General features: G+C 60.6%; 10 protein-coding genes. 1 reads left to right on the top strand and 9 read right to left on the bottom strand.

Features of this window, described 5'->3' with window-relative positions; all coding sequences use genetic code 11:
* Positions 1 to 613 precede the first annotated feature (613 nt).
* Positions 614 to 1,999 carry an MmgE/PrpD family protein gene (locus O6760_RS31060; protein ID WP_228933392.1) on the top strand — a complete coding sequence of 462 codons (1,386 nt, stop codon included), beginning with the start codon at positions 614 to 616 and terminating at the stop codon, positions 1,997 to 1,999.
* A 271-nt stretch (positions 2,000 to 2,270) separates the two neighbouring features.
* Here the strand turns inward: O6760_RS31060 and O6760_RS31065 are convergent, their stop codons facing one another.
* From O6760_RS31065 to O6760_RS31105, 9 genes are read right to left on the bottom strand one after another with little or no spacing between them, the layout of a single operon-like run.
* Positions 2,271 to 2,999: an acyl-CoA dehydrogenase family protein gene (locus O6760_RS31065; RefSeq protein WP_269586455.1), complete on the bottom strand. Its 729-nt coding sequence runs from the start codon at positions 2,997 to 2,999 to the stop codon at positions 2,271 to 2,273.
* Complete coding sequence (locus O6760_RS31070; RefSeq protein WP_209181133.1) at positions 2,945 to 3,790, bottom strand: FAS1-like dehydratase domain-containing protein; 846 nt, start codon at positions 3,788 to 3,790, stop codon at positions 2,945 to 2,947. Before O6760_RS31070 ends, O6760_RS31065 begins: the two co-directional genes overlap by 55 nt.
* Before the next feature lie 10 nt (positions 3,791 to 3,800).
* Positions 3,801 to 4,964 (bottom strand): acyl-CoA dehydrogenase family protein, encoded by a 1,164-nt coding sequence (locus tag O6760_RS31075; RefSeq protein WP_209181132.1) that lies wholly within the window; start codon positions 4,962 to 4,964, stop codon positions 3,801 to 3,803.
* Between the two features lie 3 nt (positions 4,965 to 4,967).
* A complete protein-coding gene (locus tag O6760_RS31080) occupies positions 4,968 to 5,762 on the bottom strand; it encodes a citryl-CoA lyase (protein ID WP_209181131.1) in 795 nt (264 codons plus the stop codon).
* The gene (locus tag O6760_RS31085; protein ID WP_269586456.1) at positions 5,762 to 6,676 is read right to left on the bottom strand and encodes an SDR family NAD(P)-dependent oxidoreductase; all 915 of its coding nucleotides are present in this window, start codon (positions 6,674 to 6,676) and stop codon (positions 5,762 to 5,764) included. The genes O6760_RS31080 and O6760_RS31085 overlap by 1 nt, the downstream gene beginning before the upstream one ends.
* Positions 6,677 to 6,688: 12 nt before the next feature.
* Positions 6,689 to 7,648 (bottom strand): hydroxymethylglutaryl-CoA lyase, encoded by a 960-nt coding sequence (locus O6760_RS31090; protein ID WP_269586457.1) that lies wholly within the window; start codon positions 7,646 to 7,648, stop codon positions 6,689 to 6,691.
* A gap of 4 nt (positions 7,649 to 7,652) precedes the next feature.
* Positions 7,653 to 9,659: an acetyl/propionyl/methylcrotonyl-CoA carboxylase subunit alpha gene (locus O6760_RS31095; protein WP_269586458.1), complete on the bottom strand. Its 2,007-nt coding sequence runs from the start codon at positions 9,657 to 9,659 to the stop codon at positions 7,653 to 7,655.
* Between the two features lie 10 nt (positions 9,660 to 9,669).
* Positions 9,670 to 11,277 carry an acyl-CoA carboxylase subunit beta gene (locus O6760_RS31100; protein WP_269586459.1) on the bottom strand — a complete coding sequence of 536 codons (1,608 nt, stop codon included), beginning with the start codon at positions 11,275 to 11,277 and terminating at the stop codon, positions 9,670 to 9,672.
* The gene (locus tag O6760_RS31105) at positions 11,274 to 12,665 is read right to left on the bottom strand and encodes a phenylacetate--CoA ligase family protein (protein ID WP_269586392.1); all 1,392 of its coding nucleotides are present in this window, start codon (positions 12,663 to 12,665) and stop codon (positions 11,274 to 11,276) included. The genes O6760_RS31100 and O6760_RS31105 overlap by 4 nt, the downstream gene beginning before the upstream one ends.
* Between the last annotated feature and the right edge of the window lie 14 nt (positions 12,666 to 12,679).

Raw genomic sequence — 12,679 nt, forward strand, 5'->3', positions numbered from 1 at the left:
AATCCCGAAACGCGAGAAAACCGTAGGCAATCCCGCCGTTTCCTGCAAAACCGATTAAAACAAAAAATGGAAACCGGTTAAAAAGTCAGACGCTTGTCAGTTCTTCACGCGCGACTAACGATCGAGCCGACCAGACCGTTCGTAGTCAGTGCATCGCGGTAGATTTCGGCAGCGAACTGAGATCCCCGATCGGAGCTGGTTCATTGCCTTATCCGGATTCCGCGATTGGGTACGCCAGAGCACAATAACCCCCTGAAATACATTAATTCTCAGAGTCTGCTCTCCGAAACCTCTATCCGAGAATACGCCCGAATTTGCCGCCCCTCCCTTGATCCTACAGCACGTACGAACTGGGATATGTCTCCTAGAACAATTGGCGTTAGAAGCTGCCTCGCCAGCGTTCGGTTAAATTGCGGTGAGCCGCTTCGTAGTTGGTGCGACGAAAGGGAAGAAAACTTTCGGCAGCAAGCCCAATGGCGCCGGATACTGTAACGTGATCGACCTCGCGGGACACATTTAAGTACTTGACATCTCTCTGGCTCATGCGGTCCGGTACGAACGGCAACAACCAAAACGAGTGCCAAACCGATTAATGGGCTCATGGGAGACATTCTTGATCGACACTAGAACAGACTGGAGCGCTTCAACCATAGAGGGAACTGCGAAGCTGGCCGAATTTGCTTCGTCGCTGTCAATAGGTGATGTCCCAACGCATGTAGTTGAGCGAGCGGTCGACCTTTATGTTGACTGGGCTGGATCCGCATTTTCCGGTGCACGTCATCGGGCAATCGTTGCGATCGATGATTTCGCAAAGGAAATGGGTCCCGATCAGGGGAGATCGGAAGTACTTATCTCAGGCCGCATGACGTCACCATATTTTGCCGCTTTTGTGAATGCTGCCGCTTCGCATGTTTCCGAACAGGACGATGTCCATAATGGCTCCGTGTTTCATCCTGGTGCGGTCGTTTTTCCTGCTGGGCTAGCGATCGCGCAGCATTGCAATGCGAGCGGAACCGAATTTTTAACGGCGTGCGTTGCCGGATACGAAACCGGAATCCGCATCGGGGAATATCTCGGCCTTCCACACTACAAGATCTTTCATACGACTGGAACTGCAGGAGCGCTTGCTGCGGCTGCCGTGGCAGGACGTCTTCTCAAACTCGATTCCCAGCAGATGTTGAACGCTCTTGGCTCTGCCGGCACTCAGGCCGCAGGTCTTTGGGAGTTTCTTAAAGATGCGGCAGATTCCAAACAGCTTCATACTGCGAATGCTGCCGGCAATGGTGTGATTGCGGCAAGCCTTGCCGCCCGAGGTTTCACGGGTGCAAAACAAATCCTTGAAGGCGAAAAAGGAATGGCCGCTGGAATGTCTTCGAACTGTGCACTGGAGAAGATCAGTACCGGGTTGGGTGTCAGATGGGGTCTTGCAGAGACGTCGTTTAAGTATCATGCATCGTGCCGCCACACTCATCCTGCTGCAGATGCTCTTCTTGAGCTGATGCTGGAGAATTACTTGAACGCCGAGGACATCGAGCATGTCACCGCGCATGTGCACCAGGCAGCACTTGATGTACTGGGCTCAGTCACCTTCCCAACCACTGTCCATCAGGCGAAGTTCTCCATGCCCGCAACGTTGGCACTGATTGCAATCCACCGGCGAGCCGGCATGGCCGAGTTCGACGGCATCCTTGAAAATGAACAGGCAAGGTCGTTCATGAACAGGATCGATATGGCTTTTGATCCCGAAGTGGAAAAGAAATACCCGGCATCCTGGATCGGAAAAGTATCTGTGACGCTAAAAGACGGGACAGTCCTAAGGCACCGCGTCGCAGAACCAAAAGGCGACCCTGGGAATACCCTGACGCGCGATGAGATTGAAGAAAAGGCGGGTCGTCTGGCAGAATATGGTGGAGTCCTGGACGCAGACAGGTGGGCGCAAGTTTCGCGTACTCTCTGGTCGGTCGCGTCAAGTGATGGGATCGGGCCACTTCTTGTCTGACACACCAGACTCATATCCATTCCGACAGACCAAAAAAATCCATCGGGTATGGTAACGGATGGTGCAATTAGCGACATGATTGGCCGCATCGCCGCGCCTTAGGGAGCAATCGATGATACAAAGCGCCATCTCGTCTCGACGCTGCGGCGTCGGACGGGCATCCCAGATGTCGGCTGCCGAAATCCTGATCCGGAAAAGCGCCGCGCCGCCTCCCGCATCGACATCCCATCTTCGATCGCAAACACCCGCCTCCGCGTTCATCGAAGATGCTCTAGAAAGCGTTGAACCCTGTCAGGTTTCGCCCGATGACCAGCTTCTGGATCTCGGTGGTGCCATCGGGGATCGGCATGATCTTTGCGTTTCGGAAAAGGCGTTCCACGGGAAATTCCCGGGTGATGCCGTTGCCGCCATGGATCTGCACGGCCTTGCCGGCGATCTCGACGGCCATTTCCGTCGCATACCATTTCGCCATTGATGTCTGTGTATCGCAGCGCACACCTAGATCCAGCAGTTGCAGCCCGCGTTGGCAAAGAAGCCGCGCGGCATCCAGTTGAGTAGCCATGTCGGCCAGATACCCCTGTATCATTTGATGCCCGCCGATCGGCTTGCCGTGCTGTTCGCGCTTCTTGGCATAGGCGACCGCGCATTCCAACGCGGCCTGTGCGATGCCGACGCTGGTCAGACCGACGAAGACGCCCGCGCTTTCGAACAATTTCAGGGTCTGGAACAGCCCGCCCCCGGCATTGGCCAGAACATGTGCCGAGGTGGTCTCGGCCCGGTCGAAGAACAGTTCGCAGGTGGAAGCGTCGACCAACCCCATCTTGCGCAGCTCACGGCTTTCATAACCACCATTGTCGCGGTCGACGATGACCATGGAAATCCCGTCGTCGAGGTTGCAAAATATGAGCCAATATGAAACGCCGAGTGAACGACGTTGACGTAGAGTCATTTTCCGGCGTAGTTCGCGATGAAACTGCGCAATCCGGTCTGGTCCTGACACCAGACCGCGCCTTCGCTGCCATCGTCCCTGCAATGCAGATGCAACCTGCAGGGAAGAGTGACCGGCGCGGCCCCGCGGAACGAAAACCGCCCCGGCGTATGCCCCAGCGCCTCGGCCGCGATATTCAGGAGTAGGGTCGCCTGCAACGGTCCGTGAACCACCAGGCCCGGATAAGCCTCGGTTCGGGTCGTGTAGACATGGTCATAATGGATACGATGCGCATTGAACGTCAGCGCGGAATACCGGAACAGAAGCGTGGGATCCGGAGTGACCACGGATTTCAGCGTGTTCGGTTCCGTTTCGTCGGGCGCTGCGTGTGCCGGCGCGGTCCGGGGGGGCGTGACATCCTTGTATACGATGTCCTGGCGTTCCGAGATGCAGACCCGGCCGCGGCAGGAATATTCGTGCCGCACGGTGACGAACACCAGTTCTCCGCTGCGGCCCTGTTTCGCGGCGATGTCTTCGACCACCGAATGCCGGGTGACGGTTTCGCCCACCGTGAGCGGGGCGACATGCGTCACGTCACCTCCTGCCCACATCCGCGAGGGCAGGGGGACTGGCGGCAGAAAGGCGCCCTTCTTGGTGTGCCCGTCAACGGCCAGGGCGTCGGACGGCACCGCCTCTAGCGCCAGGCACCAGTGAATCCCCAGCGGGGCCGCGTCCGCCCGGTCGCTAAGATGTGTGCCAAGAGTGGCGCGGAACCGTTCGATCAGCCCCGGGGTCAGGATGTCGTCCTTGGTGTCGGTGCGCCCCAGCCAGGGCTTGAGTGTGCCAAGATCGGTTTTGCTCATGGTCTCCGCCTCAGAAGGATCGCGGCATACCCAGGATATGCTCGCCGACATAGGACAGAATCAGGTTGGTGGAGATCGGCGCCACCTGATACAGCCGGGCCTCGCGGAACTTTCGCTCCACATCGTATTCCCGCGCGAAACCAAAGCCGCCATGGGTCTGGATGCAGGCATTGGCCGCTTCCCAGCTGGCCTCCGAGGCCAGCAGCTTGGCCATATTCGCCTGCGCTCCGCAATCCAGCCCGGCGTCGAACCGCCTGCAGGCTTCAAAGCGCATCAGATTGGCGGCCTCGATGTTCACATAGGACCTGGCGATAGGGAATTGCACGCCCTGGTTCTGGCCGATGGGACGGTCAAAGACCACGCGGTCGCCGGCATAGGCGCGGGCCTTGTCAACGAACCAGTATCCATCACCGATACATTCCGCCGCAATCAGGGTCCGTTCGGCGTTCAGCCCGTCAAGAATATGGTAAAACCCGCGCCCCTCGGTGCCCATCAGGTTCTCAGCGGGGATTTCCAGGTTGTCGAAAAACACTTCATTGGTTTCGTGGCCGGGCATATTGGCGATCGGGCGGACTTCCATCCCGTTGCCGATTGCCTCTTTTAAATCGACCATAAAGATCGACAGGCCCTGCGACTTTTTCTTGACCTCGTTCAGCGGCGTGGTGCGTGCCAGCAGGATCATCAGGTCAGAATGCTGGATACGGCTGATCCAGACCTTCTGGCCATTGATCTCATACCGGTCACCCTTCTTGACCGCGGTGGTCTTCAGTTTGGTGGTGTCGGTCCCGGTTGTCGGTTCGGTCACGGCCATGGATTGCAGGCGCAACTCACCGCTGGCAATACCGGGCAGGTATTTCTGCTTTTGCTCATCCGAACCATGTCGCAGAAGCGTGCCCATGTTATACATCTGCCCGTGGCAATGGCCCGCGTTTCCGCCGCAGCGGTTCACCTCCTCCATGATGATCGAGGCTTCCGTCAACCCCAGACCCGAGCCACCGTATTCCTCTGGGATCATCGCGGCAAGCCAGCCCTCGCGGGTCAGCGCATCGACGAATTCCTCGGGGTAGGTTTCGTTTTCGCCGAACTTGCGATGATACTCTGGCGGAAACTGCGCGCAGAGTGCGCGCAAGGCGTCGCGCAGATCGGCGTGAGTGTCTGGGGCTGACGTCTGCATTGGTTACTTCGCTCCCGGACCCGACGTTTCAAGAATTTCCTGCTCGGCACGCTGCCAAAGCTCGTAGGAAATCGGGTTTTCGCTCTCTTCGAGGATGTGACCTACCAGACCGATCGCCCTCGCCATCACGCCAAAGCCGCGCACGATCTTCCAGGGGAAGCCGAATTCGCAGCAGATCGCGCCGATCGCGCCGGTGGCGTTGATCGGCAGCATCTTGCCCGATTTTTCTTCGGCAACGGCCTGAATTTTCTGGATCAACTCGATGTATTCACCGGACTTGCCGTTCTCGGCAGCGATCTGGAACAGGCGCGGGGTGCGCGGATCGACCGGCTTGTGCACCGGATGTCCGAGCCCCGGCACGATCATCTTGCGGGCGCGGAATTTTTCCACCGTCTCGACGGCCAGCGTATCCAGATCGACACCGGTGCCCAACTTGTCCTGCGGCAGTGCCTCGTAAAGCATCTTCGAGGCACCCTCCATCGAGCCGACAAAGACGGTGCCAAGCCCACACAAGCCAGCCGCCACAGCCGCCTGAAGCGATTCCGGCGCGCCCATATAGGTCATCCGCGCCGCCAAGGCCGAGGGCGTGATACCATGTTCGACCAGAGTGATGACGATGGCGTTGAACACCCGGCTTTCCTCGGGCGAGGCCTTGCGGCCCGTCAGTTGCAGGAACGCCAGATCGCCAAGGTTCATGTGGCCCAGGATCTCGTTGGGCAGGTCAAGCCCGCGCACGGTGATCTTGTCGGCGGTGCTCCAGGCGATGTCGGAGCTGATTTTCTCTTTGCGTTTGCCCATCAGACCGGATCCCACGAAAAGACGTCCGCCGAAACTTCGAGCGGCGTGAATTGCGATTTGAGCGCGGGAATAGCGCGCTCGGCGATTTCATCGGCGGTCCAACCATCACCGGAATGGACCGACCTTATCGGGCGCGGCTGGTTGAACAGGAAGATCTCGTTCTTGCGAACCGCAAATATCTGCCCTGACACGTCAGCCGCGCGGTCGCTCATCAGGAAACAGGCCATCGGTGCAACCTTGGCCGGTGTCATCTCCTTGATCTTTTCGACCCGTGCCACCTGTTCCGGGGTGTCTGTCTTGATAGACGAGATCATCCGGCTCCAGGCGAAGGGCGCGATGCAGTTTGACCGCACGTTCCAGCGTTTCAGGTCGAGCGCGACCGATTTCGAGAAGGCCGCGATGCCCAGCTTTGCCGCCGCGTAATTCGCCTGCGCCAGATTGCCGATCAGCCCCGAGGTCGAGGTCATGTGCACCAGAGCACCGCCCTCTTGTTCGCGGAAATAGTCGGCCGCCGCGCGGCTGGTGTTGAACGCACCGTAGAGATGGACCTTCACAACCGCGTCGAAATCCTCGTAGGTCATCTTGTGGAAGAATCCGTCGCGCAGAATGCCGGCGTTGTTCACCACCGCGTCGATGCGACCGAATTCCTTGACCCCGGATTCGATCATCGCGCGCGCGGCGTCCGCGTCGGTGACGTTGCCGCCATCGGCAATGGCATCGCCCCCTGCGGCCCTGATCTCTTCGACGACTTTCTGCGCCGCAGTTTCGGTCTGGCCGGTGCCCTTCAGCGATGCCCCCAGATCATTGACCACCACGGCAGCGCCTTCTGCAGCCGCCATCAGCGCAATATCGCGGCCAATCCCGCCACCCGCGCCCGTGACCAGCACAACCTTGCCGTCAAGTGCCTTTGTCATCTTCTTCCCTCCTCAGCCCGCTTTGCGGTATTTGTCCAACCCGCCGGTATGCATGACCCGGCCCATGAGCGGCACGCCGATGATCTCTTCTGCCTTGAGCGCCGCTGCGATCAGCTTGTCCAGATCAATGCCGGTTTCGATGCCGAGCTCATGACACAGGAACACCGCATCCTCGGTGCAGACATTTCCTGCAGCGCGCGCGTGGCCGTGGCCCGCGAAAGGACAGCCGCCAAGACCGGCGATTGAGCTTTCGAACATGTCCACGCCCATCGACAGGGCGGCATAAAGGTTGGCGATCCCCAACCCACGCGTGTCATGGATGTGCATACCGATGCGCGCCTCGGGCGCCATTTCGCGCAGCGCGCCGATCATGCGTTTGACCGCCTCGGGGTTTCCCCAACCCATGGTGTCGGCGATCACAAGGACCGGTACGGGGATGTCCTCTTCTTCGCACAGCTGAAGAATGAAGCGGAAATCGTCCAGGATGTGCTCTTGCGGGATGGGGCCTTCGAAGTTGCAGCCAAAGGCCGTCATCACATAGGCCGCGTCGACGGTATATCCTTCTTCCTTGTAAAGACGGACCCAGTCGCGTTGTTTTTCCCGCATCTCCGCCGAGGAACAATTGTTGTTCGATTGGGCGAATGCCTCGGAGGGATAGAACAGCAGGCGCGGGTCGATATCGACCTCATGCGCGGTCAGAGCCTTGCGAAACCCTTTGTCGTTCAGCCAAAGCGAGGTGTAATTCACCCCCGGCTTGCGTTTGATACGCTGGAACAGTTCACCTGTATCTGCCATCTGCGGCACGTATTTTGGGCTGACAAAGCTGCCGACCTGGATGCGTTTCAGACCGGTTTCGCTGAGCCTGTCGATCAGTTCGATCCGCTCTTCGACCGGATAGATTTTTTTTTCGATCTGGAAGCCCTCGCGCGGGCCTTCTTCGCGAAACTCGACGAATTTGGGAAAGTCGCTCATTTCATCACTCCTCGGATGGCAGAATCTCGGCGATGACCTGGCCGCGATCGACCATGTCCCCATTCGAGACGGATATATTGCTGGCTATTCCGGCCGCGGCCGCCCGGATCGAGATTTCGAGTTTCATGGATTCCATGACCGCAACCACATCGCCTTCGGTGACAGCCTGGCCGTCGGAAACCTTGATTTCGACAATCATGCCGGTCAGCGGAGAGGTCACGGCGCGATCCGCCGCGGCATCGCCGCCGGCAAAGGCAAGGGGCGCGGCGGGGCGGAAGACCAGGCAGCCTTCGGGTGTGTCCAGTTCGATCACGCCGGCGTGCAGGCGCGCGGCGATCAGGTGGACGGTGTCGCCTTCGCCGACACGCCAACGGCCCGGCATCAGTTCACGTGCCGACAGTGTCAGCGCCTCGCCGTTTCCCAGACGGACCGTGTATTCGGCGCCCGGTTTGACAGGGCCGATGCGCAGTTCTTCGGATGCCTCGTCAGAATCGGTGAGCGTCACGCTTTGCCCTGCTTCCATCGCATCGCCGCCCAGGCCAAGCCGCCAGCCGGTAAAGGCATCACGGTTGGTCCAGGGATTGGCATCCGTATCGCCGCGCGAGGCGGCCACGAACAGAATGGCGGCGACCGCTTTCCACAGATCGGGGCGGGTCAGGGCGGTTGCCTGTGTCAGCTCATCCAGCCAGCCGTCGATCCAGCGGGTATGCACCTGCATCCGTTCGAATTCATGGTTTCGCGCCAGCGCCGTCAGAAAGGCGCGATTGGTCTCGACACCTTCGACGGCGACATGGTCAAGCGCGGTGGCCAGACGTGCCAATGCGGTTTCCCGGTCGGGCGCGTGCACGATCAGCTTGGCGATCATCGGGTCGTAATAGGGCGTGACGGCATCGCCTTCCTCGACGCCGCTGTCGATGCGCAGGTCCGACGGCAGGCTGAGCGTAGAAAGCGTACCCGTCGACGGGGCGAACTGCATACCCGGGTCTTCGGCGTAAAGCCGCGCTTCGACCGCGTGTCCGTTGATCGTCAGATCGTCCTGTACCAGTCCAAGGCCCGCGCCTTCGGCAATGCGCAGGTGAAGCGCGACAAGGTCCAGCCCGGTGATCGCTTCGGTGACGGGATGTTCCACCTGAATGCGCGGGTTCACCTCAAGGAAGAAATATTCGTCCCCCGCGACCAGAAACTCGACCGTGCCCAGTCCGCGATAATCCAGCGTTTCGCCCAGGCGCACCGCGTCGCGCGCGATGTCGTCCAGAAGCGTGCGCGGCAGTCCCCAGGCCGGGGCTTCCTCGATGACCTTCTGGTGACGGCGCTGAAGTGTGCAATCGCGTTCGAACAGATGCACCACATGGCCCTTGCCGTCGCCTGCGATCTGCACTTCGACATGGCGCGCCTCGGGCAGGAAACGCTCCAACAGCAACCCTTCGGAGCCAAAGGTGGATTTGGCCTCGCGCAGCGCGCCTTCGATGTCCTCGACCAGCGTGGTTTCGTCGGTGACAAGACGCTGACCGCGCCCGCCTCCGCCGCCGACCGCCTTGAGAAGGACGGGCAGGCCCATCTGGCGCACTTCATCCGCAATCTGCCGGGGATCGGATCGCGCACCCTGCGCGCCCGAAATCACCGGGACGCTGGCGGCCACGGCGGCCTCCTTGGCGCTGGCTTTGTCGCCGAAACGTTCAAGCGTTTTCGGCGTCGGCCCCATGAAGATCATGCCGGCGGCTTCGACCGCACGAGCAAAATCGGGATTTTCGGCCAGAAAGCCATAACCGGGATGGATCGCATCCGCGCTGACGGACTTGGCCGCCGCGATCACTGCGTCGATCTTCAGATAGCTTTCCGACGCCGGGCCGCCGCCGATGCAGACAGATTGCCCGATCTCCCGCACATGGAGGGCATTGGCGTCGGCCTGCGAATGCACGCCGATAGGGGTGATACCGCTGGCCCGCGCGGTGCGCGCGATCCGGCAGGCGATTTCGCCACGGTTGGCGAGGAGAAGCGTCTTGATCTTCATGGCTCGCCCCTCACATCCTGAACACGCCGAAATGGGTTTCTGCCTGTGGCCGGCGCGAGGTCACGTCCAGCATCAGCGCCATGACGTCGCGGGTCTCGCAAGGTTCGATCACGCTATCGATCCAGAGGTTGGAGGCGAAATTATAGGCCCCCTGAAAATCCTCGTATTCCTTACGGATCGGCGCCTTGAAGGCTTCCTCCTCCTCGGGGGTCCAGCTTTTGCCTTCGCGCTCGTTGATCTGGGCGCGGACCTGGGCCAGCACGCTTGCGGCCTGTTCCGGCCCCATGATTGCGGAGCGCCCCGTGGGCCAGGCGAACATCGCGTCCGGCTGGAACGGACGGCCCAGCATGGCCAGGTATCCCGCCCCATAGGAGCCGCCGGTGATAATGGTGAATTTCGGCACCCGGGCCGAAGACATGGCCGTGATCATCTTGGCGCCGGCCTTGGCGATGCCCATCTGTTCGACCTCGCGGCCCACCATGAAGCCGTTCACATCGGCCAGGAACAGCAGCGGAATATCGCGCTGCACGCAAAGATTGATGAAATGCGTTGCCTTCAGTGCGGCCTCGACAAAGAGCACGCCGGTATTGGCCAGAATGCCCACCTCGTGGCCGTGGATACGGCCCCAGCCGGTCATGATCGTATCGCCATAAAGCGGCTTGAACTCGTGGAAATCGCTATCATCGACAAGCCGCGCGACGATCTCGCGGTCGTCGGTCGGCACTTTAGGGTCACGGCTGACAATGCCGTAGATTTCCTCGACCGGATAGGCCGGCGGGCGCGGCGTCTCGGGCGTCTTGCGGGGCAGGGGCTTTTCGCCCAGATGGCTGACGATCTCGCGCGTGATGGCCAGCGCGTGGGCGTCATCCTCGGCCAGGTGGTCGGTCACGCCCGACACTGACGAGTGCATCTTGGCACCGCCCAGTTCCTCGGCATCCACCTTCTCGCCGGTTGCGGCAAAGGTCAACTCCGGCCCGCCCAGATACATGAAGCCCTGGCCGCGCACGATCACCACCTCGTCGCAGAGCGCGGGGATATAGGCGCCGCCCGCCGTACAGGGGCCCATGACCACGGCAATCTGCGGCACACCGTCGCCCGACATGCCGATCTGCTGATGGAAGATTGAGCCGAACTGGCCCTCGTCGGGAAATATGTTTTCCTGATCGGGAAGGAAGGCGCCGCCAGAATCGACCAGCGTGATGACCGGAAGGCGGTTCTTCCACGCAATCTTCTGGGCGCGCACATGCTTGCGGGAGGTCATGCCGAAATAGGTGCCGCCCTTCACCGTGGCGTCGTTGGCGATGATCATGCACTGACGGCCCTCGATTACCCCGATGCCGGTGATGATCCCCGCCCCGGGAGGCACGCCATCGTATTTGTTCAGTCCGGCCAGCTCGCCGATCTCGAGGAAGGGCGTGCCGGGGTCGATCAGGCGCTCGATCCGTTCGCGCGGCAGGATCTTGCCCTTTTTTACATGTCGTTCGCGCGCCTTTTCGGGGCCGCCGATGCGTTGGGTCAGTCGGAGGGCGTGTAGCTCGTCGACCTTTTCGCGATACCGCGCGTCGTTTTCCCGAAAGTCGTCAGACCCGGTGTTGAGCAGGGATTTCATTCGTGTCATGGCAGATCGGGGTATTTCCTGAGAACAAAGGCGACCTTGGCGGCGCCGGGTTTTTCGAAAGTGTCGGCAGCAACCAGGTGAACATCGGCCTTGAAGACCAAAGAGTCGCGCAGCCGCTGCTCGATCTTCTTTTTAAGGGCGGCGTCGTCGGCCGGATCGCGGCCGGGGCCGCGTTCGACAATCACCGTCAGCGCGCCCTGCGTTGTGTGGCCCTCGAAATCGGCCACGATACGCATGACGCCATTGGTCTCCGGCACCATCTCGGTGATGACGCTGTTGATGGCCGACGGAAATACATTGGCCCCGCGCACGATCAGCATGTCGTCAGTTCGGCCGGTGCAACGGATCTTGGCACCGGTGCGACCACAGGAGCATTCGGTGTCGATGACTTCGATATAATCGCCAGACCGGAACCGTACCAGCGGGCTGGCCTGGCGGCCGATCGCGGTGTAGATCATCTCGCCTTCGGCCCCCTTTTCCCAAGGGATGATCTCGCCGCTGTCAGGGTCGAGCAATTCGGTGATGATATAGTCCATGTTGACCATATGCATGCCCGACTGCTCCTCGCATTCGGCCCAGTAGGTCACGCCCAGATCGGTGCCGCCCAGCATTTCCGTGCATTTCGCGCCCCAGGCGGCCTCGATCTTGGCGCGGATTGCGGGAATTCCGCCGCCGGGCTCTCCGCCGACGATCACATGTTCGACCCCCAGTTCGCTGGCCTTGCAACCCAGCACTTCGGGCGCCTTTTCCGCCAGGTGCAGAACGAAGTTCGGCGCGCCGACGATGCCGCGCGGGCGGGTGTCGGCGCAGGCGCGCATCAGGCGGTCCGCACCGCCATCCGCCCCCACCGGCACATCGATCGCACCCATGTACTGCAACCCCTGCATCACGGGGATGCCGCCGACAAAGCCCTTGGCCAGCGAAAACGCATGCAGCACCATGTCGCCCGGACGCACGCCGTTGGCAAAAAAACAGCGCGCTGTCATCTCGTGCCACATCTCGGCGTCGGCTTCGGTCAGGGCCACATAAGAGGGGCTGCCCGTCGTGCCCGACGAGGCCTGCATCTGGACGATCTCGGACATTGGCGCGGCGCGGTGTTTGCCGAACGGCGGCTCGGCGGACAGGCTCTCGCGGATCTCGGTCTTGTAGGTATAGGGCAGCTTCCGCAGGTCCTCGATGGTGCGGATATCGTCGAATTCCACACCGGCCGCGGTGAACTTTTCCTGATAGAAGGTCGAGTTCGCCTTGAGATAGGCCATCTGCTCGCGCAGCCGCTCTTCCTGAAGGCGGTGGACCTCGTCCAGGGGCTTGCCCTCGATCTCGTGCCAGAAACGATCATTCAACTTGTTGGCTGCATCTTGCCGCCTGAAGCGCATTCCAAATTGCATATCGTCCTCCGTGA

This window comes from Roseibium sp. Sym1, assembly GCF_027359675.1.
Lineage (GTDB): Bacteria > Pseudomonadota > Alphaproteobacteria > Rhizobiales > Stappiaceae > Roseibium.

Excerpts from the sequence above, each read along its gene's own strand:
- O6760_RS31095 (WP_269586458.1), bottom strand. The coding sequence starts at position 9,659 with ATGAAGATCAAGACGCTTCTCCTCGCCAACCGTGGCGAAATCGCCTGC.
- O6760_RS31090 (WP_269586457.1), bottom strand. The coding sequence starts at position 7,648 with ATGAGCGACTTTCCCAAATTCGTCGAGTTTCGCGAAGAAGGCCCGCGC.
- O6760_RS31070 (WP_209181133.1), bottom strand. The coding sequence starts at position 3,790 with ATGAGCAAAACCGATCTTGGCACACTCAAGCCCTGGCTGGGGCGCACC.
- O6760_RS31100 (WP_269586459.1), bottom strand. The coding sequence starts at position 11,277 with ATGACACGAATGAAATCCCTGCTCAACACCGGGTCTGACGACTTTCGG.
- O6760_RS31085 (WP_269586456.1), bottom strand. The coding sequence starts at position 6,676 with ATGACAAAGGCACTTGACGGCAAGGTTGTGCTGGTCACGGGCGCGGGT.
- O6760_RS31105 (WP_269586392.1), bottom strand. The coding sequence starts at position 12,665 with ATGCAATTTGGAATGCGCTTCAGGCGGCAAGATGCAGCCAACAAGTTG.
- O6760_RS31080 (WP_209181131.1), bottom strand. The coding sequence starts at position 5,762 with ATGGGCAAACGCAAAGAGAAAATCAGCTCCGACATCGCCTGGAGCACC.
- O6760_RS31075 (WP_209181132.1), bottom strand. The coding sequence starts at position 4,964 with ATGCAGACGTCAGCCCCAGACACTCACGCCGATCTGCGCGACGCCTTG.